This window comes from Nocardia sp. NPDC050799 (assembly GCF_040654015.1).
Lineage (GTDB): Bacteria > Actinomycetota > Actinomycetes > Mycobacteriales > Mycobacteriaceae > Nocardia.
The window spans coordinates 80,475-103,673 of the sequence record NZ_JBFAHF010000015.1; the positions used below are offsets into that span (position 1 = coordinate 80,475).

Consider the following 23,199-nt stretch of genomic DNA (forward strand, 5'->3'; position numbering starts at 1 on the left):
ACCATTACCCCAACCCCAGCCGCCGCGACCCCAGCCGCCATTACCCCAGCCCCAACCATCGCCGCGACCCCAACCGCCACCACCCCAGCCAGGGCTGTCGACGAGTTGGGTTGCAGACGTGGGCGTGGTTGCCTGCGCGGTAGGCGCTTGCTGCGCGGCTGCGACGACCGGAATCGCGGCAACTGCGGCTATACCGGCGGCGGCCGCCAACCGGGCGAACTTCGTGTGTGAATTCTTTGTCGTCATGATGGGCTCCAGATAGTGTCCCGACCCGCTTGAATTCTACGCGCCGGGATCTGGAATTTTTCGCGTTTACTCATCGACAATTCGCCGATTTTCCCACCGTTTCCCGATCCGACAATGCCCGTGCACTCCTGCGGGGCCCCCGGAGATCAGCCGCGGCGGAGTCCGGGTGAAAGGTCCGGTAGCGGAAGCCGAGGCCGCTCGAGAACTGGCCCGGCATCCGGTCATCAGCATGCGCGGCAGGTTCAGTCGGTCGCGACGGCAGCTTGCCGACCCTCGCGGCGGTAGCCGAGAGCGGCCTGGCCGGGTCGTGGACAAGGTTGTCTCTCGCCTATCCGGACCAGCTCCGCCACCGTCGGCTGCTCGGCTTTCTTCCTGGTCACGGCATCGAGTGTCACCGGCGCGGCACCTTTCCCACTCGCCATCCGGTCAGCGGATCAGGCCGGAAACAGACTCGCGATCCACAGTCCCCATGTGCGGTGTCGGGCGAAGGCCGGATCACCCCGACCGGTAGCCGACCGACACCGGAATCGTATCCACCGTTGACCGGACACTCCCCCGATTCGTCGATTTGTCCGTGGATGGCGTCGAGCACGACCGGGAGAACTCGGACAGGAATATCCGCACGCGGTGCGTTGTCGTGACAACAACATCAAGACCGATAACAATGCTGCACATGACCGTGGCGGTCGGCAGCGAATTAGGTGATCGGCGTGCGGACCGCGGCGATAACGCGGTGCCGCGGAGATACTTCCGGCCCGATATCGAAGGATTGAGAGCAGTTGCCGTGGTGGCCGTCGTGCTTTTTCACGCGGGCATGCCCGGGGTCGGTGGCGGATTCGTCGGCGTGGATGTCTTTTTCGTCATTTCCGGCTTTCTCGTCACCGGAATCCTTTATCGCGAAACGGCGACCACCGGCACTATCGGATTGGTCTTGTTCTACGGCGCGCGGGCCCGGCGACTGCTACCCGCGGCAGGAATTGTCCTCGTCACCACCGCGGTGGCGGCCGCGGTGCTGCTGCCGCCCCTGCCGGCCCGCCGGGTACTCGGCGACGGGATCGCCAGCGCGCTATACGCGGGGAACTATCGGTTTGCGCTGCGCGGCACCGACTATCTTGCCGGCGATGTGCTTCCGTCGCCGTATCAACACTTCTGGTCGCTCGGTGTGGAAGAGCAGTTCTATCTGCTCTGGCCGGTGCTTATCGCCGCGACGGCGTGGTTCGCGCGACGGCACCACACCGGCTCGGCGGCACCGCAGCCGTATCTGATCGTTCTCCTGATCGTCGCCGCGTTCTCCTTCGCAACCTCACTGAGCTGGACCGGCACGCTCCCGTCGTGGGCGTTCTTCTCGCTGCCCACCCGGGCCTGGGAGTTGGCCGCCGGGGGCGTGATCGCGCTGTCGGCGGCGATGTGGTCCCGGCTGCCGAAGATTCCGGCCGCTCTGGCCGGGTGGGTCGGGTTGCTGCTGATCGCCGCCGCTTGCACCTGGTTCGACGAGCACACCCGATATCCCGGAACCGCCGCGCTGCTACCCGTCGCAGGGACCGTACTGGTGATCATTTCCGGCTGCGTCACTCCGCGGTTCGGTGTCGGGCGCGGGCTGGCACTCGGCCCGCTACGGGCGATCGGCCGCGGGTCCTACTCGTGGTACCTGTGGCACTGGCCGGTGTTACTGCTCGCGCCCTGGGTGGTCGGCCATCCGCTCGGACTCGGTGGTTCGCTGGGCGCGGTCACGATAGCGGGTGGACTCGCCATGCTCACACTATGGCTGGTCGAGAATCCGGCCCGTTTCGCCGTTCCCTTACGCGGTTCGGCCGCGCGCAGCCTCGCCTGTGGCGGGGCGATCACGGCTGTTGCCGGCGGCGTGGCGCTCGCACTGCTCGTACTCGTGCCGGTCCCGGCCGGCCGCGGTACGGCGGCTCCGGCCCTTGCCCTCACCGCACCCAGCGCACCGGTCACACCGACCACGGACCCCGGCGAGGCAGCAGTCCGGCAGCAGGTCGCACAAGCGCAGGCCGCTATTGCCGCATCGGCCGCAACCGGCCCCGTCCCTTCGAATCTCACCCCCTCGCTCGCCGACGCGGCCGGGAGCAAAGCGGACGTATTCGTGAACGGCTGTGTACGGTCCTGGCGAGAGGTGGGCCAGGCCGAGTGCGCCTCCGGCGATCCGGACTCGGCCACCACGGTGGCCCTGGTCGGCGATTCCCATGCCGCGATGTGGCAGCCGGCGCTCGAGCAGATCACCGCGGCGCGACACTGGCGGCTGGAGACCATGGCCAAGGTCACCTGCCCGCTCCTGGACCTGCCCATCACCAGTCCTTACCTGGGCCGGGAGTACACCGAATGCGAGCAGTGGCGCGACGAGATCGTGGCCCGGCTGCAGGCCGAGCGACCGCGGTTGATCGTGGTGAGCATGTCCCGGCGATATGGTGCCGACTTCGGCTTTGTTTCCTACGACCCGGCCTGGATCGACAGCCTGCACCGCCTGGTCGCCCGGCTGCGCGCAACCGGTGCGGCCGTGCTCGTGCTGGGGTCGATCCCCGACCCGCACACCGATGTCCCGATATGTCTGTCCGAACATCTCGACGATTCCGCGGCCTGCGCACCGGCACGACCGGATGCGCTGAACGATGCCGGTATCGCGGCCGAGCAGGCGGCAACCACCGGCGGTGGCGGACAGTACGCCGATCTGACCTCACTGTTCTGCACCCCCTACGACTGCCCGCTTGTTATCGGGGACAACCTGGTCTTCCGCGACGACAATCACCTCACCGTCGGCTACGCCGAAACGCTCGCGCCGATCATCGGCGCACTCGCCGACCGCGCGCTCGCCCGCAACTGATCCAGGCGTGGCACCGATCCGGTCGTTCGTCGTGTGTCATCGTCACCGTACGAACCGTCTCCCGCGGTAGTCGCGCGCCGCGTCGCCGGCTCGGCGGTCGCACGTCCTCCGGGAAAACCCGTCCGGGGGCGGCGCGGTCGCGATAGCCTCGCTGGAGGCCGGAACGGGAGGTCGGATCCTGGATACGTGGTGGAGCTTCGTCGTGCAACGACGGCATCAGCTCTTCGTCGACTCCTATCTGCACGTCTCGGCGGTCGTGCAGTCCCTGCTCATCGCGACGGTGGTGGCCGTGGCCGTGGGTGTCGCGGTGTACCGCAGCCCGCTCGGCTCGGCGGCCGCGACCGCCGCGGCCGGCACCATTCTGACGGTGCCGTCTTTCGCGCTGCTCGGGCTGCTCATTCCCCTGATGGGCCTGGGTGTCGCGCCGACGGTGACCGCGCTGGTGCTCTACGCGCTGTTGCCGATCCTGCGCAACACTCTCGTCGGTCTCTCCGCGGTGGATACCGCGGTGGTGGATGCGGCGCGCGGGGTGGGCATGAACCGGTTGCGGGTGCTCGCCGCGATCGAACTGCCGCTGGCCTGGCCGTCGATTCTGACCGGTATGCGGGTGAGCACCCAGTTGATCATGGGCATTCTGGCGCTGGCCGCCTATGCCAAGGGCCCCGGGCTGGGAAATCTGATCTTCTCCGGGCTGGCCCGGCTCGGTAGCCCCAACGCGGTACCGCAGGCGCTCACGGGCACCGTGCTGATCGTCGCACTCGCCCTGGTTCTCGACGGGATCTTCGTCCTCGTCGGACGTTTCACCATTTCGAGGGGTATTCGTGACTGATTCGGCGAACCGTACGACCGCGGCGGCGGTGTCCGGGGTCGAGATCGTGCTCGACGCCGTCACCAAACAATATCCCGGACAACAGGATCCGGCCGTGGACGCGGTATCGATGACGATACCGGCCGGAGAGATCGTGGTACTGGTCGGACCGTCGGGCTGCGGGAAGACCACCACCATGCGGATGATCAACCGGCTGATCGAGCCCACCTCCGGCACGGTGACCATCGACGGCCGCGACGCCGCCGAGATCGACCCCGACCGGTTGCGCCGCGGTATCGGGTACTCCATCCAGCAGGCGGGCTTGTTCCCGCATATGACCGTCGCGCGGAACATCGCCACCGTCCCGGGGTTGATCGGCTGGGATCGCAAGCGCATCGCCGCCCGCACCGACGAGATGCTGGAACTGGTCGGGCTGGATCCCGGGACCTACCGGCGCCGGTATCCGCGCCAGCTGTCCGGCGGGCAGCAGCAGCGGGTGGGGGTGGCGCGGGCGCTGGCCGCCGACCCGCCGATCCTGCTGATGGACGAACCGTTCGGCGCGGTGGACCCGATCACCCGCGGCCTGCTCCAGGACGAATTGCTCCGGCTACAGGACGAACTGGGCAAGACGATCGTCTTCGTCACCCACGATTTCAACGAGGCGGTGAAACTCGGCGACCGGATCGCGGTCCTGGGCGACCGGTCCCGGATCCTGCAATACGACCGGCCGGCCGCGATCCTGGCCGACCCGGCGGACCAGACCGTCGCCGGATTCGCCGGCTCCGACGCCGCGCTCAAACAGCTGACCCTGACCCGGATCCGGGAGGTCACGCTCGAGGAATGCGCCACGGTCACCGAGGACGCTCCGGTCGACGTGGCGCGGACCGCGATCGGGGACGGGGCTCGCGCCCTGGTGCTCGACACCGCGGGGCGGCCGTTGCGCTGGATCACCACCACCGACCTCGCCCACACCGACTCTGTCGGCGGGGCCGGGACCGCGGCCGAGACACTATCCGCCGAATCGACTCTGCAGGAAGGGCTGGCGGCGCTGCTGGGTGACCGGAACGCCACCGCGGTGGTCACCGGGCCGGACGGAAAGTACGCGGGACTGGTCACGATCGACACTCTCGTCGGCCACCTGGCCGCGCTGCGGACCGAGCCCGGCACCGGCACGACGACGGACGTACCGGCATGACCACCTTGGTGGCGCCCACCGCACCGGGGCGGCGCTCGGCGCAGTGGCGCGCCGAGCGGCTCCGGTTGCTGGTCCAGCCGGTGCTCGTCGCGCTGCTCACCGCGGGCGTTCTGGTGTGGGCGTTCCGGCGCGACCTGACCCTCACCCAGCAGGCGAGCCTCAACGCCGGCAATATCGCCACCGTCACCTGGCAGCACATCCTGATCACCGCCACCGTGGTGCTGCTCGTGGTGCTGGTCGCGGTCCCGCTGGGCACCCTGCTCACCAGGCCCGGGTATCGCCGGCTGGCCCCGTTCGTCGTCGGTATCGCCAATATCGGGGCCGCCGCACCGGCGATCGGGCTGATCGTGCTGTTCTATCTCGCCACCCGCACCACCGGGTTCTGGATCGGGGTGGCGCCGATCGCGTTCTATTCGCTGCTGCCGGTCCTGCGCAACACGATCCTGGGCTACCAGGAAGTCGATCCGATGCTGGTGGACGCCGGGCGCGGACAGGGGATGTCGGCGGTGACGGTCCTGCGCCGGATCGAGTTCCCGCTCGCCGTCCCCTTCATCCTGGCCGGGTTACGCACCTCGCTGGTGCTGGCCGTCGGCACCGCCACGCTGTCGTTCCTGGTCAGCGCGGGCGGATTGGGAATTCTGATCGATACCGGCTACAAACTGCGCGATAACGTCACGCTGGTGGTCGGCGCGGTGCTCGCGGTGGCACTGGCCCTGCTGGTGGACTGGCTGGGTGCGGTGGCGGAACGGTTCCTCGGCCCGCGGGGGCTGCGATGAGAACCGTCCGATCGGCACGGCTGCTGCTCCTGGCGGCGGTACTGCTACTGGCCGGATGCGGTCTGCAGGCCGGGAGCGCGGTGCCGCTACCGGTCGGGCCCGGCAGTATCCGCCCGGACCCGGAGCTGGCGGGTGTCACCGTCACGGTGGGCTCCAAGGATTTCACCGAACAGAACATCCTCGGCTACATCATCGAATACGCGCTGGTCGCGGCCGGGGCCGAAGTCCGGGATCTCACCGATATCCAGGGCTCCAACAGTCTGCGCGACGCCCAGGTCAACGGGCAGATCGATATCGCTTACGACTACACCGGAACCGGCTGGGTCAACTATCTCGGCAACGAGAAACCGGTCCCGGACGAACAGGGCCAGTTCGCGGCGGTGCGCGACGCGGACCTGGCCGCGCACGACATGGCGTGGACGGCGATGGCGCCCATGAACAACACCTACGCGCTGGCGACCGCCCGGCGCACCGCGGAAAGGACCGGCACCTGGACCCTGTCGGACTACGCGCGCCTGGTCACCACCGACCCCGCCGCGGCGAGTATCTGCGTGGGCACCGAGTTCAATGTCCGCCAGGACGGATTCCCGGGACTCACCCGCGCCTACGGCATCGACGGCGGGCAGGTGCCCAAGCGAATCGTCCAGGACGCGGTGGTCTATCAGGCGACCGCCGACGCCGCGCAGTGCGGATTCGGCTCGGTCGCGGCCACCGACGGCCGTATCCCCGGACTCGACCTGGTCCTGCTGCGCGACGATCGCTCTTTCTTCCCCAAGTACAATGCCGCTCTGGTGATGCGTGCGGATTTCGCCCGGGCGCATCCGCGGATCGCCGAGCTCATGGCACCCATCTCCCGGTTGCTGACCAACGAGTCGATCACGGAACTGAACCGGCAGGTCGATGTCGAGGGCCGTGAGCCCGCGGAGGTGGCGCGCGACTGGATGGTCGCGCAAGGATTCGTCACCGAGGAGTGAACGGCCAGGTGAGGAGAGGGTGAATGGTGGCTCCGGACGGACCGACGCTTCCCTCACCGGCTCCGGCCCGTTCGGTGCTGTTCGGTCTGCCGCCCGCCGGGCGGCGACTGCCCGGAGCGGCGCGCGCGGCCCTGGCATTCGGTGCGCCGGCGCTGGTCGCGGTGGCCCTGGGGCACGAACAACAGGGCTTGATGGCCGCGACGGGCGCGCTGGCGGTCATCTTCGGGGAAGGCCAGGTCTACCGGCGCCGCTGGCGGGTCGTCGGGGCGGCCGCGCTGGCGCTCACCCTCTCGGCGGTCGCCGGCGGCCTCACCGGGGAACTGATCCACCAGCGGCTCGACTCGGGTGGCACGCACTGGTGGCAGCTTCTCCTGGTGCTGCTGATGTCGGCGGTCGCGGTGACCGGCACCTTCGTGAACTCGGCGCTGCGGCTGGGTCCGCCCGGTGGGTTCTTCTTCGTCCTGGCCGCCGGGGTCGGTTCGCTGATCACCGGACACGGCGTCCCACCCGGGCAGGTGGCACTGTGGACGGCCCTCGGCGGGGTCAGTGCCCTGCTGGTCGGTATGTCGGCGACGCTGACGCGGGCCCATCCGCCGGAGGAGCGGGCGGTGGCCGCCGCGGTCGCCGCGGTGGACGACTACGCCGCCCTCAACCCCGGGGCCGCGGGCCTGGTGGACGCGCGCTACGCGACCGCGATGAAGGTACAGACGGCATGGGCACTGCTCGACGACGCCCGGCGCACCGGCGCCGGCGGTCTCGCCGCCACGCTCACCGGCGCCCAGCGCACCTTCGCCGACGCGCTGCACCGCAACAGGACCGCCGACGACGAATCGGATCTGCTCTTCGATACCGGCCGACCCGCACCGACACCGCGGCCGTCGCTGCGCTACCGGCTCCTGCGGTCGCTGTCGCCGGACAGCCACGCGGTGGTCTCGGCGAACCGGATCGGGGTCGCCGCGCTCCTCGCCGGCTGTTCGACCGTCGCGCTGGATCTCGGCCGCCCGGACTGGGCGGTCCTCACGGTCACGGTGTTGCTGCACCAGGGCCCGGACCGGGTACGCGGCACCTACCGCGGGGTCCATCGAATCGGCGGTACCGCGCTGGGACTGGTGCTGTTCGCCGCGCTCTACGCGCTGGAACCCCGAAACTGGGCGCTGGTGCTGATCCTGATGGCCCTGCAATTCGCGATCGAGATGTTCGTCGCCCGGAATTACGGGCTCGCGGTCGTCTTCATCACGCCGCTGGCATTGCTGATGGGTGGGGGTGGACAGTACGGCGATATGTTCCCGGTGCTGCGCGACCGCCTGCTGGAGAGCGTGATCGGTGTGGTGGTCGGGTTGGCCGCGCTGTGGGCGGTCGACCGGCGGGCCCACCGGCGGGTGCTGTTGCGCAACGATCAGCGGGTGCTGGAGGTCATCGGTCACCTCCTGCACCGCATATCCCCGGGCCGGGCTCCACGCGAAGGTCGAGCGCACTCCTCGCATACGACACCACCGCACCGGGCGGGCACACCGCCGGACCCGCAGGATGCCGCTCGGCGGGAGCTGGAATTCGAACTGATGGGTTCCACTCTGGGCGCGATCGACGCCGCCCACAACGAGCCGGAATGGACGCGGGCGCATTGGACCCGGCATCAGCGCATCCGGCGGCTCGGCCACGAGGTGCTCGCGGCGACCCGGCAGGACCCGCGGTACGAACCGGTGGATACCGCGCAGCTGGGCCGCTGGTCCCGCAGTCTCGCCGAGCTGGGATAGCAGCGTTCGCGTACAGCCCCAGTTCGTTCGTCGCCTTCGCCTACGGCGAACCTGGGCAACGTACCTACCCGAAAGCGGCACCAGCCGGTCCCCGTCCCGGGCGTGGCCCGCCGCGGCGGCGGCGGTATCGCCCGGCTATCGGGGCATGGTGGCTGTCAGGGCACGATCGGCCGACCGAGGATCTCCTCGACCTGGCCGGTGTCGCCGGCGATATCGACGCCCGCTTCGTCCGCACTCGCCCGGCCCCACAGCAGCAGTGCCAATCCTTCGGCCGTCCCCGATACGGTGCCGGCCGTGGACTCCGAATCGCCGAGCACCCACTCGACCGGGTCGATGAGGTCGGTGGCCACCAACCGCAGTGCCACCTCGAGCGGCTCCAGCCTGCCCATCCCCACCTGCCGCGGATAGAACACCTCCACCACCTCGTCCACCGTATCCGCCCACACCTCGGGGACCGCCCGGATCGAGCCGCGGGCCGCCTTCCCCGCGATCGCCGCCCGCAGATCGTGCCCGTGGATCAGCGTTTCGTGCACCTGCCGGCGGCGCCAGAACGATGCGGGTCCCGGCGCCGTGGGCTCGGGGTGCGCGAGAATCCGGCCCTGGGCCCGCGGGTCCAGGGCCGCCAGGGTCTCGCGGAGTTCGGTCGCGCAGGCGGCGTAGTGGGCGGCGAGGTCGAACGGGCCCTCCCCCAGCGGTTCGGCCTTCTCCGCGCGGGCGTTCGCGGCGGCCCAGTGATGGACGAAGGCCAGGTGCTCTACGAGTTCGCGGACCGTCCAGTCACCACAGTGCGGGATCTGCGCCACCGGATCGGCATCCGGAATCGACGCCAGGAATTCGCCCTGGAAATCGGCGAGCAGCAGCGGGTAGTCCAGACCGGAGATCGCGTCCATGGCGCAAAGCTACCGCGCCACGCCGCGTCGTCGCGCTGGAACGGCCCGGGGTGGCGCAGGTCGTCCGGGCGCTACCGGGCCGCCGGAGCCGTACCCAGCAGGAACGGGAGCAGGAAATCGCGCAGCAGGGCGCGCTCCTCGTCCGCGGTCGCGGGTGGCAGGGTCAGCAGGGAGATCATCACCCGGACCGCCCACCGGCCCAGCCGATCCGCCGCCGCCGCGGACAGGTCCGGGCGCAGTCGCGTGATGAAGACCGCGACCAGTTCGTCGATCACCTCTGACGAATCCGACAGCCGCGCCACGATTCCCGCGTTCGCGGGTTCGAACCAGACAGCCAGATGCGGGGTTTTGCGGGCCTCGGCAAGGGTGGCGGTCAGTCCGTCGAGCAGCAGTTCGGCCCGGGCCGGGCCGTCCGGCACCCGGCCACGCCAGACCCGCGCGAGGAGTTGGGTGGCCTCCCGGCCGGCGAAGGCGACATACAACGCCTGCCGGTTGGCGAAGTAGCGGTAGAGGGTCGCCCGCGAACAGCCCGCCGCCTCGGCCACCTCGGCCATGCCGACCGTCCCGGCGCCCTTCTCGATGACCAGGGCACGCACCGCGTCGAGAATCCGTTCCGCGGCCAGTTCGGTCCGCCCGCCGGCCAACCAGTCACCGGTCATCGCGCGGCTCCGGCGAGCCCGGCACCGGGTCTCCGGTCACCGTTCGGGGCGCGGGGACCATCCACGACGCCGATCCGGGGCAGCGGGTCATCGCGGCGATCGGTCACGCCGCGCACCGGAAGGGAACGCTGGTCGGCCGCCGGACGTACGGTCCGGGCGCGTAGGTGACCGCGTCGATATCGACGTGGTAGCCCGGGAAACGCGCCAGCAGCTCCTCCAGCGCCACCCGTGCCTGCATCCGGGCCGCGGCCGCGCCCAGACAGTGATGCGGGCCGTGCCCGAAGGTCATGATGCGCTGCGGGTCCCGCTCGATATCGAGTTCGGCGGCATCGGCGCCGAAGACCCGTTCGTCGCGATTCGCCGAGCCGTACACGAGCAGCACCTTACGGCCCGCGGGAATCGTCATGCCGTCCAGCTCCACCGGACGAGTCGTGGTCCGGGCCAGGCCCTGCACGGGAGAGGTGAGACGGGCGAACTCCTCGACCGCGACCCGGATGCCCGCCGGATCGGCGGCCAGCGCCGCGCGCTGCCGCGGGTCGCGCTGCAACAACTGCACCGCACCCCCGAGCAGGCCCGTGGTGGTGTCGTTACCGCCGGCGACCATGGTCCAGGTGTAGGCCAGGATCTGGACCAGACCGTCCACATCGGCGTCGTCGGCGCCGATACCGGCCTGGACGAGCAGCGACACCGTATCGTCGCCCGGATCGGTACGCCGGCGCTTGATGAGATCGGCGAAATAACCCAGCATCTCCATCGACGCCGCCTGCGCGTCCGCCGTGCGCTGGGTACTGGCCGCGACCACCGCGTCGGTCCAGCCGTCGAAACGGGAGCGGTCCTCCTCCGGAACCCCGAGATAGTGCGCGACCACCATGGTCGGCAGCGGTTTGAACACCTCGGCCACGATATCGCCGCCGCCGTGAGCGGCCAGCCGGTCCAGCCGATCCCGGACGAACCGGCGCACCACCGGCTCCACCTCGGTGACCTGACGCGGGGTGAAACCGCGGGCGACCAGTTTGCGGAATTCGGTGTGCTCGGGCGGGTCCTGCATCACCATCGGCGGGTTCCCGGTGAGCCCGATCTGTTCGAGTTCACCGTATTCCACCGTCAGCCCCGCGCCCGAGGAGAAGGTGCCGGTGTCCCGGGCGGCGGCGTACACGTGTTCGTGCCGGGTGAGCACCCAGTAGTCGTTGTCCGGGTGGTCGGCGGGGACGACACGGTGCACCGGATCGTGGTCGCGCAGCGCCGCGTACATGGTCCACGGCTCGCGCCAGGTTTCGCCGGAGCGCAATTCGAACCGGGCCCGATCTCGATACGTATTTGCCACCATGTATCAACTGTAAGACATATTTACAGTTTTGTCTTGCTTTCGCCGGAACCCGGTCTCCGGCGAACCGTGCCCGTCCCGCGGCACGCGGGGGTCTCGTAGGCTCGGCCCGCATGAGCGTTATCCGGTCGATCCTGCTGTTCGCCGTGGCCGCCCTCGCCGAGATCGGCGGCGCCTGGCTGGTGTGGCAGGGCGTGCGCGAACATCGCGGCTGGGCCTGGATCGGCGCGGGTGTGATCGCGCTCGGGCTGTACGGATTTGTCGCCACTGCGCAACCCGACGCGAACTTCGGCCGGATCCTCGCCGCGTACGGCGGGGTGTTCGTCGCCGGTTCGCTGCTGTGGGCCATGGCGCTCGACGGGTTCCGGCCGGACCGCTGGGATATCACCGGGGCACTGTTCTGCCTGGCCGGGGTCGCGATCATCATGTACGCACCACGCGGCGCGGCGGCCGGGTGAGCGCACCGGGCCGAACGGCGGAAAGCATGGCGCGGGGCCCGCCACCACGGCATGATTGGAATCTGCGCGAACAAAACCGTGGCCATTCCCCGAGGGCCACCCCTAGCGTGAACGGGCCGCAGCGGCGCATCCGGCCGCGGCAGGCCGGAAACGCGTGCTGCCCGAGGCAAATTCGCTGTGTCCGGCGCGATCGTCCCGTTCCTCACCTACAGGAGAACTCCGCGATGACCGAAACCACCCCGCCGGCCGACCCGTCCGCCGGTTGGAGCTTCGAGACCAAGCAGATCCACGTCGGCCAGGACCCCGACACGAGCACCAACGCCCGGGCCCTCCCGATCTACCAGACCACCTCCTACACTTTCCGCGATACGGCACACGCCGCGGCGCTGTTCGGGCTGGCGGAGCCGGGCAATATCTACACCCGGATCATGAACCCGACCCAGGACGCGGTCGAACAGCGGGTCGCGGCGCTCGAAGGCGGGGTCGCGGCACTATTGGTGTCCTCGGGGCAGGCGGCGGAGACCCTGGCGATCCTGAACATCGCCGGCGCCGGTGACCACATCGTCTCCAGCCCCCGGCTCTACGGCGGCACCTACAACCTGTTCCACTACACGCTGCCCAAGCTGGGTATCGAGGTCTCCTTCGTCGAGGATCCCGACGATCTCGACCAGTGGCGTACCGCCATCCGGCCGAACACCAAGGCCTTCTACGGCGAGACGGTGTCCAACCCGCAGAACCACATCTTCGACATCCCCGGGATCGCCGAGGTCGCGCACGGCGCGGGCCTGCCGTTGATCGTCGACAATACGGTCGCGACCCCCTATCTGATCCAGCCCCTGGCACACGGCGCCGATATCGTCGTCCACTCGGCGACCAAGTACCTCGGCGGCCACGGCGCCGCGATCGCGGGCGTGATCGTCGACGGCGGCACCTTCGACTGGACGGTCCGCGGCGCCGACGGCCCCCGCTTCCCGGGTTTCACCGAGCCCGATCCGAGCTACCACGGCGCCGTGTTCGCCGACCTCGGCGCCCCGGCCTACGCGCTCAAGGCGCGAGTTCAGTTGCTGCGCGACCTCGGTACCGCGATCGCGCCGTTCAACGCTTTCCTGATCAGCCAGGGCCTGGAGACATTGAGCCTGCGGGTGGAACGGCACGTCCAGAACGCGCAGGCGGTCGCCGAATTCCTTACCGAGCGCCCGGAAGTCACCTCGGTCTCCTACGCGGGGCTGCCGTCCTCCCCCTGGTACGAGCGGGGTAAGCAGTTGGCGCCCAAGGGCACCGGCGCGGTCGTCGGTTTCGAACTGGCCGGCGGTGTCGACGCGGGCAAGAAGTTCGTGGACGCGCTGACCCTGCACAGCCACGTCGCCAATATCGGCGATGTCCGTTCGCTGGTCATCCATCCCGCCTCGACCACCCACTCCCAGCTGACCCCGGACGAGCAGCTCAGCTCGGGTGTCACGCCGGGACTGGTGCGCCTGGCGGTGGGTATCGAGGGGATCGAGGACATCCTCGCCGATCTGCGGGCCGGATTCGCCGCCGCCGCAGTGTAATTCGCGGGACCCGAGTTTTCCGGGGCCGGATCCGCCACTCGGCGGGTCCGGCCCTTCCGCGCTCTCCGGGCCCCACGCCCGCGCCGCCGATTTACGCCGCGGCGTAACAACTATCGATAGCCGATCGATCTGCGAGTGATCCACACCACTTCATCGAAGGTCGAGAGGATGCTCATGAAGACACTCTGCGTGTGCGTGATCGTGGCGGCCGCGGCGGTACTGGCCGCCTGCGGTTCCCCCGAGCCGGATACGGAGTCGTACACGGCTGTCGCATCGGCGGTTCCGGTCCGGATCACCACCGTCACACTCACCGCGCCCGCGCCCCAATCGGCCGGAACCGATACGGCGCCCCCGGTCGCGGAAACCGCGCGCGAGGCAACGATGCCCGCGGTCGTCTGTATGAACCTCCAGGCGGCACAGGACCTCATCCAGACGGCCGGGGTCTTCTACTCCCGGAGCGAGGACGCCACCGGCCGGGGCCGGTCGCAGGTGGTGGACCGCAACTGGGTGGTGGTCGCGCAGAGACCGGCGCCCGGCACCCCGATCGGCGAAGGCGATGCGGTGCTGTCGGTGGTCAAGGTGGGCGAACCGACCGATTGCTACTGAGAAAGTCGCTCCGCGGGCCTGCCGCTTCCCGGCCGGAAGTGGCAGGCCCGCCGCGCTCCCGGCGCCATCAGACGGGTACGCACGGGGTGCCCGACGAATACACGTGCAGGACGCACCGCACGGCCAGGATGACGGCCTGGACGAGTTCGAGCGGTTCATAGGCGAACGGGTGCATGAGCGATCCTCCGTTGTCCGTGCCGGGGCAGATCCGATCAGACGGCCGTGGCGAACACCTGCGCTTCCTCTACAGCGTGCGCCCTCGGCGCCGCGTCGCGGGCGGGTTCGCGGATACAGCTGCGCACAGACTTTCCACACAGCCCCGCTACCCGCGATCAATCGCTCCCGGGTAACAGGAATCGATCGGTCGGCGACGGTGGCCATGCACGTGGCGGAAAACAACAGTATTTCCACCGGCGGCGACGCACATCACAGCGGGCGGGCGGCACGCGCAAGGAAGGCGTCAAGGCGGAAACGCGGCCCGTAAAGGACTCGTCAACGGCGCGGACCGGGTACCGCGCGGCTCGTAGTTTCGATCCGGTTCGGCAGCAGCGGCCGATCGGCCGCGTCGCGCTGCCCCAGGTTCTCGGAACGGAGGCGAAAGTGTCGATCCTGGCCTTTCTCGTGGTCACGGTCGCGGTGTTCGGTGTGCTCGGATTCGTGCAGCGAATGGTGGAGCGCTTGTGAACATCGTCAATGCCGTCGGGCTGGTCCTCGCCGTTCTGGTGACCGCGTTCCTGGTGGCCGCCCTGCTGTTCCCCGAGAGGTTCTGAGTGAGTACCACCACCGCCGGGCTGCTGTTCGTCGCCGCCCTGGTGATCGCGCTGGCTCTGGTGCACGTCCCCCTCGGGGACTACATGTATCGCGTCTACACCCGCACCGGCCACTCCCGCGTCGAACGGGGGATCTACCGGATCATCGGCGCCGACCCCGACCGTGAGCAGACCTGGGGCGGGTATGCCCGCAGCGTCCTGGCCTTCTCCGCGATCAGCGTGATCTTCCTGTTCGTCCTGCTACTGGTCCAGGACAAGCTGCCACTGGTGCCCGCCGACCCCGGCACCCCCATGACCGCGGCGCTGGCATGGAACACCGCCGTCAGTTTCGTCACCAACACCAACTGGCAGAACTACGCGGGCGAATCCACGCTCGGCCATCTGGTCCAGGCGGCGGGCCTGTCGGTGCAGAACTTCGTCTCGGCCGCGGCCGGCATGGCCGTAGCCATGGCGTTCGTCCGCGGTTTCGCCCGCTCGCGGGCCGGTGAACTCGGTAATTTCTGGGTCGATCTGGTGCGCGGCACGCTGCGTATCCTGCTCCCGATCGCGAGTGTGGCGGCCGTGGTGCTCATCGCCGGCGGTGTCGTGCAGAATTTCCACCTGCACGATCAGGTCGCGACCACCCTCGGTGGAGCCACTCAGACCCTGCCCGGCGGACCGGTCGCCGGTCAGGAGGCCATCAAGAATCTCGGCACCAACGGTGGCGGGTTCTTCAACGCCAACGCCGCGCATCCCTTCGAGAATCCGGTCGCGTGGACGAACTGGCTGGAGATCTTCCTGCTGATGGTCATCGCCTTCTCGCTACCGCGCACCTTCGGCCGCATGGTGAACAGCCCGAAACAAGGGTTCGCCATCACCGCGGTCATGACCGTGCTGGCACTGCTCAGCATCGGTCTGGTCAACCTCTTCCAGCTCCGGCACCACGGCACCGTGCCGGCCGCGGTAGGCGCAGCGTCGGAGGGTGTCGAACAGCGCTTCGGAGTAGCGAATTCGGCGACCTTCGCCGCGGCCACCACACTGACCTCCACGGGCGCCGTCGATTCGGCGCACGATTCCTACACCGGCCTCGGCGGCATGATGCTGATGTTCAATATGCAGTTGGGTGAGGTCGCGCCCGGCGGCGTCGGGTCGGGACTGTACGGAATGCTGATCCTGGCGGTGATCACAGTGTTCGTCGCCGGGCTGATGGTCGGGCGCACACCGGAGTACCTCGGTAAGAAGATCACCCCCCGCGAGATCAAACTCGCCGCCGGCTATTTCCTCGTCACGCCGGTGATCGTGCTGACCGGTACCGCCGCCGCGATGGCCCTGCCCGGGCAGCGCGCGTCCATGCTCAACTCCGGGCCGCGCGGGCTGTCGGAAGTGCTCTACGCCTTCACCTCGGCCGGAAACAACAACGGCTCGGCGTTCGGCGGGCTGACCGGTAACACCGAATGGTTCAATACCGCGCTCGGTCTGGCCATGCTGTTCGGCCGCTTCCTACCGATGATCCTGGCCCTGGCCCTGGCCGGTTCACTCGCCAGGCAGGGTGCCACCCCGGTATCGGAGGGCACCCTGCCGACCCATCGACCGCAGTTCGTCGGCCTCGTCGTCGGTGTGACCGTGATCCTGGTCGCTCTCACCTTCCTGCCCGCGCTGGCGCTCGGGCCACTCGCCGAAGGGCTCCACTGATGTCCACTCCCACCCTCGAACACCCCGGTTCCGCCGTCGGGCCGCAGTCCGGGAAGAAACCGGTACGCGGCGGACTGCTCGATCCACAGATGCTGCCGACCGCACTACCGCGGGCGGTGCGCAAACTGGATCCGCGGACGCTGTGGCGCAATCCGGTGATGTTCATCGTGGAGATCGGCGCCGTCTGGGCGACCGCGCTCGCGATCGCCGAACCCAGCTTCTTCGCCTGGGCGATCGTGGCCTGGTTGTGGCTGACCGTGGTGTTCGCCAACCTGGCCGAGGCGGTCGCCGAGGGCCGCGGAAAAGCGCAGGCCGATACCTTGCGCAAGGCCAAAGCCGATACGGTCGCCCGGCGGCTGCCCGACTGGTCACCGCGCGCGGCCGGTGCCGAGGAGCCGGTCCCGGCGCCGGAGCTGCGGCGCGGCGATCATGTGGTGGTGGAGGCCGGGCAGGTCATCCCGGGCGACGGTGATGTGGTCGAGGGGATCGCCTCGGTGGACGAATCGGCCATCACTGGTGAATCCGCCCCGGTCATCCGGGAATCCGGCGGCGACCGGTCGGCCGTGACCGGGGGTACCACCGTGTTGTCGGATCGGATCGTCGTCCGGATCACCCAGGAGCCCGGCCAGAGCTTCATCGACAAGATGATCGCCCTCGTGGAGGGCGCGGCCCGGCAGAAGACGCCGAACGAGATCGCGCTCAACATCCTGTTGGCGGCCCTGACCATCATCTTCGTGGTCGCGGTGGTCACCCTGCAGCCGCTGGCGATCTACTCCAGGGACAACAACCCGGGCGTGCCGGACGGCCTGGCGCTGGGCAGCTACGGAATCACCGGGATAGTGCTGGTCTCGCTGCTGGTATGCCTGATCCCGACCACCATCGGCGCACTGCTCTCGGCTATCGGGATCGCAGGAATGGACCGGCTGGTGCAGCGCAATGTGCTGGCCATGTCGGGGCGCGCGGTCGAGGCCGCCGGCGATGTGAACACGCTGCTGCTGGACAAGACCGGGACCATCACGCTCGGCAACCGGCAGGCCGCGGATTTCGTCCCGCTCGCCGGGGTCGCGGCCGATCGGCTGGCCGATGCCGCACAACTTTCCAGCCTCGCCGACGAAACCCCGGAGGGCCGGTCGATCGTGGTGTTCGCCAAACAGGCGTACGGACTGCGGGAGCGCACTGCCGGCGAACTCACCCACGCGCAGTGGGTCGCGTTCAGCGCCGCGACCCGGATGTCCGGGGTGGATGTGGACGGACACCAGTTACGCAAGGGCGCGGCCAATTCGGTGGCCGAATGGATCCGCGGCCACGGCGGCACGGTACCCACCGAACTGGGCACCATCGTGGACGGGATCTCGGCCGCGGGCGGCACTCCCCTGGTGGTCGGCGAGATCGCCGACGGTGACGCCCGGGTGCTCGGCGTCATCCACCTCAAGGATGTGGTGAAGCAGGGCATGCGGGAGCGTTTCGCCGAGATGCGCCGGATGGGTATCCGCACCGTCATGATCACCGGCGACAACCCCCGCACCGCCGAGGCGATCGCGGACGAGGCGGGCGTGGACGACTTCCTGGCCGAGGCCACGCCGGAAGACAAACTGGAGCTGATCAAACGTGAGCAGGCAGGCGGCCGGCTCGTCGCCATGACCGGCGACGGGACCAACGACGCGCCCGCCCTGGCCCAGGCCGATGTCGGGGTCGCCATGAACACCGGCACCTCGGCGGCCAAAGAGGCCGGGAACATGGTGGACCTGGATTCCGATCCGACGAAGCTGATCGAGATCGTGGAAATCGGCAAACAGCTGCTCATCACCCGCGGGGCACTGACGACCTTCTCGATCGCCAACGATATCGCCAAATATTTCGCGATCATCCCGGCGCTGTTCGTCGGCCTCTTCCCCGGACTCGACCTGCTGAACATCATGCGGCTCACCAGCCCGCAGTCGGCGATCCTGTCCGCGGTGATCTTCAACGCCCTGGTCATCGTGGCACTCATCCCGCTGGCGCTGCGCGGTGTCCGGTACACACCCGGCAGCGCGGCCGGCCTGCTGAGCCGCAATCTGTCGATCTACGGGCTCGGCGGGGTCATCGCGCCGTTCCTCGGGATCAAAATCATCGACCTCTTCGTCCAATACCTCCCCGGGATGTCCTGATATGTCTCTCTCCGATCTGATCCGGCAGCATCTGGCGGCACTGCGCGCGCTGCTGGTGCTGACCCTGGTGACCGGTCTGCTCTATCCGGCCGGCGTCTGGGCGGTAGGCCGGCTCCCCGGGCTGAGCGACAAGGCCGACGGTTCGATCATCGAAACCGACGGCCGTATCGCCGGCAGTTCGCTGATCGGCCAATCGTTCACCGATGCGGACGGAAAGCCGATCGCCTGGTACTTCCAGAGCCGGCCCTCCGCCGCCGGCGACGGCTACGACGCGCTGGCCTCCGGCCCGGGCAATCTCGGCCCGGAGGACGTCGTCGACACGCCCGCCGACCCGGCGTCGCGCGCGGCCGGCGGCGATCCGGAAACAGCCGGTTTCGCGCCGAGCCTGCTGACACAGGTGTGCACTCGTAGCCGGGAGATCGGCGCGCGGGAGAACATGAACGGGGCACGGCCGTTCTGTACTCCGGAAGGTGTCGGGGCGGTACTGGCCGTGCTGGGCACCTTCCACCACGACGGCACGGTGACACCCGAACGAGTGGTCAGCGTGAACGAACCCTGCCCCACCCGCCGGGGTGCGGCTCCTGTGGTGTTCGTGGCCGAATACCAGGGCGTCCGGGTCGAATGTGCCCGCTACGGCGAGGACTACTCGGCCGGGCGCATCGTGCCGATCGCCGGGGACGCCCCCGCCGAACCGGCGGTCCCCGCCGACGCGGTGACCGGCAGCGGTAGTGGCCTGGACCCGCACATCTCCCCCGCCTACGCCGATATCCAGGTGCGCCGGGTCGCCGCGGCGCGGGGCGCCGATCCGGCCGCGGTGCGCGAGGTCGTGGCGGCGCACACCGCGGGCCGCGCACTGGGATTCCTCGGCGAACCCCGGGTGAACGTGCTCGAACTCAACCTCGACCTGGACCGCCGCTATCCCGCTCCCGCCGCGGGCGGCGCGTGATGCGGATGCGGGATGACATGATGCCGACGTGAGCACGACACACGACCGCACACCGGGTGAGCTGCGCATCTATCTCGGCGCCGCCCCCGGGGTCGGGAAAACGTATGCGATGCTCGGCGAGGCGCATCGCCGGCTCGGCCGCGGCCAGGACGTGGTGGCCGCGATCGTCGAGACACACGGGCGCGCGCAGACCGCGGAACTGCTCGAGGGCCTCGAGCAACTGCCCCGCATCGCGATCCCCTATCGCGGGACGGTGCAGTACGAGCTGGATGTGGACGCGGTCCTGCGGCGGAAACCCGAACTGGTGCTGGTGGACGAACTGGCCCACACCAACACCCCGGGCAGCCGGAACCGCAAGCGCTACGAGGATGTCCAGGAGTTGCTGGCCGCCGGGATCGATGTCGTCTCGACGGTGAACATCCAGCATCTGGAGGGCCTCAACGATGTGGTCGAGCAGATCACCGGCGTCGTCCAGCGTGAGACCGTACCGGACTCGGTGGTCCGGGCGGCCGACCAGATCGAACTGGTCGATATCGCCCCGGAAGCATTACAGCGGCGGATCGGCCTCGGCAATGTCTACGCACCCGACAAGGCCGATGCCGCACTCGCCCACTACTTCCGGCGCGGCAACCTCACCGCGCTGCGCGAACTGGCGCTGCTCTGGCTGGCCGACCAGGTGGACGCGGCCCTCGCCAAGTACCGTGCCGACCACCGGATCACCGACACCTGGGAGGCCCGGGAGCGAGTGGTCGTGGCGGTCACCGGCGGCCGGGAATCGGAGACGCTGGTCCGGCGGGCCGCACGGATCGCGGCCAAATCCAGTGCCGAACTTCTCGTGCTGCATGTGGTCCGCGGCGACGGGCTGACCGGTGTGGCGGCGCCGCAGATGGCGGCGGTCCGGGAACTCGCCGCGCATCTGGGAGCCGAACTGCACACGGTGGTCGGTGACGAGGTCCCCGCCGCCCTGCTCGATTTCGCGCGCACGGTCAACGCGACCCAGCTGGTACTGGGCACCTCCCGGCGCTCCCGCTGGGCGCGGATGGTGGACGAGGGCATCGGCGCGGAGGTGGTGCAGCGCTCCGGCAAGATCGATGTGCACATGGTGACCCACGAGGCGGCGGGCCGGCGGCGCCGCCGGCGGCGGCCGCGGCCGCGGTCACGGCGCACGGCCGCCTGGGTCGCCGCGTTCGTGGTGCCCTCGGCGATCTCGGCACTGCTCGCGGCCTGGCTCGACCGCTACCTCGATCTGGTGAGCGAGAGCGCGCTGTACTTCGTCGCGGTGCTGGCAGTCGCGCTGTTCGGGGGCGTGCTGCCGGCGATCGCCGCCGCGCTGCTCGCCGGGCTGCTGCTCAATGTCCTGTTCACCGATCCCCGCTACAGCGTCACCATCCAGGAACCGAACAGTTTCCTGCCCGCGGTCCTGCTGCTGGTCGTCGCGGTCGCGGTGGCCATCCTTGTCGATACCGCCGCCCGGCGGGCCGAACAGGCCGGTCAGGCGTCCCGGGAGGCCGAACTGCTGACACTGTTCGCGGGTTCGGTGCTGCGCGGCGCCGATCTGACCGCGCTGCTGGACCGCCTGCGCCGGACCTACGCCCAGCGGGCGGTGAGCCTGCGGCACCACACCGACGGGGTGATCGCCACGGTCGGCACCGATCCACCCGAACGCGCCGACACCGCCGATACCGCGGTGGAGGTGGGCGACGGCGACTACTGGCTGCTGCTGGGCGGTCCGACCCTGCGCGCCCGGGACCGGCGCGTCCTGGAGGCGGTCGCCAACCAGGCCGTGGGGCTGGTGCAGCGGCAGCAGCTCGCCGCGGAGGCCAATCAGGCGGCCGCGCTCGCGGAGGCCGATCGGCTACGGCGTGACCTGCTCTCCGCGGTGAGCCACGATCTGCGCACGCCGCTGGCCGCGGTGAAGGCCGCCGCGTCGAGCCTGCGCTCCGACGATGTCGAGTTCTCCCCCGAGGACCGTGCCGAACTCCTGGCCACGGTGGAGGAATCGGCGGACCAACTCACCTCACTGGTCGGCAATCTCCTCGATTCGTCGCGGCTGGCCGCCGGGGTGGTGCGGCCGCGGATGCGGCCGGTCTACCTGGACGAGGTCGTGCACCGGGCGCTGGTCAGCGTGGGGGTCAGCCCGCGCGGGGCCCGGCGCAGTTCCCTCGACCGGGTAACGGTCCAGGTGGGATCGATGGCGGTCCGGGCCGACGCCGACCTGCTGGAGCGCGTCCTGGCCAATCTGGTCGACAACGCACTGCGCTACGGCGCGGAGTCCCCGGTGAAAGTGGACGCCACCACGGCCGACGGGCGGGTGATCATCCGGGTGGTCGACCACGGACCCGGTCTGCCGGGCACCGATACCGAGCGGGTGTTCGATCGGTTCCAGCAGCTGGGCGACCGGGACAACACCAGCGGTCTGGGGCTCGGGCTCTCGGTGGTGCGCGGGTTCGCGGTCGCCATGGGCGGCGTCGTCACCGCCACCGACACCCCCGGGGGTGGACTGACGGTCACCGTCGACCTGGCGGTCGCGCCCGGTAACGTCGACGCGGACGGACCGGCGACGGAGGTGCGGTGATGAAGACTCCCCCGGAGCAGGATGCCGGACCGGGAGCGGACACGACCGTCCTCGTGGTGGACGACGAACCACAGATCCTGCGCGCCATGCGGATCAACCTGTCGGTGCGCGGATACGAGGTGGTCACCGCGTCCACCGGCGCGGGCGCGCTCCGCGCGGCCACCGAACGCCGGCCCGACGTGATAGTCCTCGATCTGGGGCTACCCGATATCGACGGTATCGAGGTGCTGGCCGGGTTGCGTGGCTGGTCCCGGGTGCCGGTGATCGTGCTCTCCGCCCGCACCGATTCGGCCGACAAGGTGGACGCGCTCGACGCGGGCGCCGACGACTACATCACCAAACCGTTCGGCATGGACGAGTTCCTGGCCCGCTTGCGCGCCGCCCTGCGGCGAGCGGCGGCCTCGGCGGAAATCGACGAACCGGTGGTGGTGACCGATTCGTTCACTGTCGACCTGTCGGCGAAGAAGGTCGTGAAGGGCGGCGCCGAGGTACATCTGACACCCACCGAGTGGGGGGTGCTGGAGATGCTGGTGCGCAACCGCGGCAAACTGGTCGGCCGCACCGAGCTGCTGCGCGAGGTGTGGGGGCCGGCGTATCAGACCGAAACCCACTATCTCCGCGTCTATATGGCCCAGTTGCGGCGCAAACTCGAAGACGACCCGTCCCACCCGCGGCATCTGCTGACCGAAACGGGTATGGGCCACCGGTTCCGGCAATAACGGCGCGCCCGCTCCGGCCCGGCCGCACCTGCCCGATGCCCACGCAAACCGAAGGGATCACCGCGCCCCGGCAGGGGTGGGGGTCCCGGTAGTAACCGCCGAAAAAGCAACGGATATGGGTCATGGCCCGATAACGGGGCCACTTCGCGCACGGCTGGGGCGCTATAGCCGGAGGTCGGCAGATGCACTACCCCGGATAACAGCGCGTTATCCGGGGTAACGAGGGCGCTCGGACAGTGCTCCGAATACGCGATCTGCGGCATTTGAGGGTGTTCGTTGGACCGCTTGCTTG

Annotated in this window: 19 protein-coding genes; 16 read left to right on the forward strand and 3 right to left on the reverse strand. The window is 69.4% G+C overall.

Annotated features, from left to right (window positions below; translation table 11 throughout):
* Positions 1-919 precede the first annotated feature (919 nt).
* The 6 genes from AB0H42_RS17535 to AB0H42_RS17560 all read left to right on the forward strand — a co-directional run bounded on the left by AB0H42_RS17535 (position 920) and on the right by AB0H42_RS17560 (position 8,592).
* A complete protein-coding gene (locus AB0H42_RS17535; protein ID WP_357056757.1) occupies positions 920-3,085 on the forward strand; it encodes an acyltransferase family protein in 2,166 nt (721 codons plus the stop codon).
* 178 nt (positions 3,086-3,263) lie between these two features.
* Positions 3,264-3,914 (forward strand): ABC transporter permease, encoded by a 651-nt coding sequence (locus AB0H42_RS17540; protein ID WP_357057002.1) that lies wholly within the window; start codon positions 3,264-3,266, stop codon positions 3,912-3,914.
* Entirely contained in the window at positions 3,907-5,088 is a 1,182-nt protein-coding gene (locus AB0H42_RS17545; protein ID WP_357056760.1) for an ATP-binding cassette domain-containing protein, read from the forward strand. Before AB0H42_RS17540 ends, AB0H42_RS17545 begins: the two co-directional genes overlap by 8 nt.
* Complete coding sequence (locus tag AB0H42_RS17550; RefSeq protein ID WP_357056763.1) at positions 5,085-5,864, forward strand: ABC transporter permease; 780 nt, start codon at positions 5,085-5,087, stop codon at positions 5,862-5,864. The genes AB0H42_RS17545 and AB0H42_RS17550 overlap by 4 nt, the downstream gene beginning before the upstream one ends.
* On the forward strand, positions 5,861-6,838 hold the full coding sequence (locus AB0H42_RS17555) for a glycine betaine ABC transporter substrate-binding protein (RefSeq protein WP_357056766.1): 978 nt from the start codon (positions 5,861-5,863) through the stop codon (positions 6,836-6,838). The genes AB0H42_RS17550 and AB0H42_RS17555 overlap by 4 nt, the downstream gene beginning before the upstream one ends.
* A 23-nt stretch (positions 6,839-6,861) precedes the next feature.
* Complete coding sequence (locus AB0H42_RS17560; protein ID WP_357056769.1) at positions 6,862-8,592, forward strand: FUSC family protein; 1,731 nt, start codon at positions 6,862-6,864, stop codon at positions 8,590-8,592.
* Positions 8,593-8,747: 155 nt separating this feature from the next.
* On the opposite strand, the gene AB0H42_RS17565 is transcribed toward AB0H42_RS17560, so the two are convergent.
* From AB0H42_RS17565 to AB0H42_RS17575, 3 genes are all read right to left on the reverse strand, one after another.
* Positions 8,748-9,482 carry a maleylpyruvate isomerase family mycothiol-dependent enzyme gene (locus tag AB0H42_RS17565; RefSeq protein WP_357056772.1) on the reverse strand — a complete coding sequence of 245 codons (735 nt, stop codon included), beginning with the start codon at positions 9,480-9,482 and terminating at the stop codon, positions 8,748-8,750.
* 71 nt (positions 9,483-9,553) lie between these two features.
* A complete protein-coding gene (locus AB0H42_RS17570; RefSeq protein WP_357056775.1) occupies positions 9,554-10,141 on the reverse strand; it encodes a TetR/AcrR family transcriptional regulator in 588 nt (195 codons plus the stop codon).
* 103 nt (positions 10,142-10,244) lie between these two features.
* The gene (locus tag AB0H42_RS17575) at positions 10,245-11,468 is read right to left on the reverse strand and encodes a cytochrome P450 (protein ID WP_357056778.1); all 1,224 of its coding nucleotides are present in this window, start codon (positions 11,466-11,468) and stop codon (positions 10,245-10,247) included.
* A gap of 110 nt (positions 11,469-11,578) precedes the next feature.
* Here AB0H42_RS17575 and AB0H42_RS17580 point away from each other — a divergent pair, with 110 nt between their 5' ends.
* From AB0H42_RS17580 to AB0H42_RS17625, 10 genes are all read left to right on the forward strand, one after another.
* Complete coding sequence (locus AB0H42_RS17580; RefSeq protein ID WP_357056781.1) at positions 11,579-11,923, forward strand: YnfA family protein; 345 nt, start codon at positions 11,579-11,581, stop codon at positions 11,921-11,923.
* A 224-nt stretch (positions 11,924-12,147) separates the two neighbouring features.
* A complete protein-coding gene (locus tag AB0H42_RS17585; RefSeq protein ID WP_357056784.1) occupies positions 12,148-13,473 on the forward strand; it encodes a bifunctional o-acetylhomoserine/o-acetylserine sulfhydrylase in 1,326 nt (441 codons plus the stop codon).
* 174 nt (positions 13,474-13,647) lie between these two features.
* Entirely contained in the window at positions 13,648-14,079 is a 432-nt protein-coding gene (locus AB0H42_RS17590) for a PASTA domain-containing protein (protein ID WP_357056787.1), read from the forward strand.
* Positions 14,080-14,301: 222 nt separating this feature from the next.
* Entirely contained in the window at positions 14,302-14,763 is a 462-nt protein-coding gene (locus AB0H42_RS17595) for a hypothetical protein (protein WP_357056789.1), read from the forward strand.
* Positions 14,760-14,849 carry a potassium-transporting ATPase subunit F gene (locus AB0H42_RS17600; protein WP_157181736.1) on the forward strand — a complete coding sequence of 30 codons (90 nt, stop codon included), beginning with the start codon at positions 14,760-14,762 and terminating at the stop codon, positions 14,847-14,849. The genes AB0H42_RS17595 and AB0H42_RS17600 overlap by 4 nt, the downstream gene beginning before the upstream one ends.
* Positions 14,850-16,520 carry a potassium-transporting ATPase subunit KdpA gene (gene kdpA, locus AB0H42_RS17605; protein ID WP_357056793.1) on the forward strand — a complete coding sequence of 557 codons (1,671 nt, stop codon included), beginning with the start codon at positions 14,850-14,852 and terminating at the stop codon, positions 16,518-16,520.
* A complete protein-coding gene (gene kdpB / locus AB0H42_RS17610) occupies positions 16,520-18,667 on the forward strand; it encodes a potassium-transporting ATPase subunit KdpB (RefSeq protein ID WP_357056796.1) in 2,148 nt (715 codons plus the stop codon). Before kdpA ends, kdpB begins: the two co-directional genes overlap by 1 nt.
* A 1-nt stretch (position 18,668) precedes the next feature.
* On the forward strand, positions 18,669-19,613 hold the full coding sequence (locus tag AB0H42_RS17615; protein ID WP_357056798.1) for a potassium-transporting ATPase subunit C: 945 nt from the start codon (positions 18,669-18,671) through the stop codon (positions 19,611-19,613).
* A gap of 28 nt (positions 19,614-19,641) precedes the next feature.
* Positions 19,642-22,188, forward strand: a complete 2,547-nt coding sequence (locus AB0H42_RS17620) for a sensor histidine kinase KdpD (RefSeq protein WP_357056801.1) — start codon at positions 19,642-19,644, stop codon at positions 22,186-22,188.
* Positions 22,188-22,907: a response regulator gene (locus AB0H42_RS17625; RefSeq protein ID WP_357056804.1), complete on the forward strand. Its 720-nt coding sequence runs from the start codon at positions 22,188-22,190 to the stop codon at positions 22,905-22,907. Before AB0H42_RS17620 ends, AB0H42_RS17625 begins: the two co-directional genes overlap by 1 nt.
* Positions 22,908-23,199: the final 292 nt, after the last annotated feature.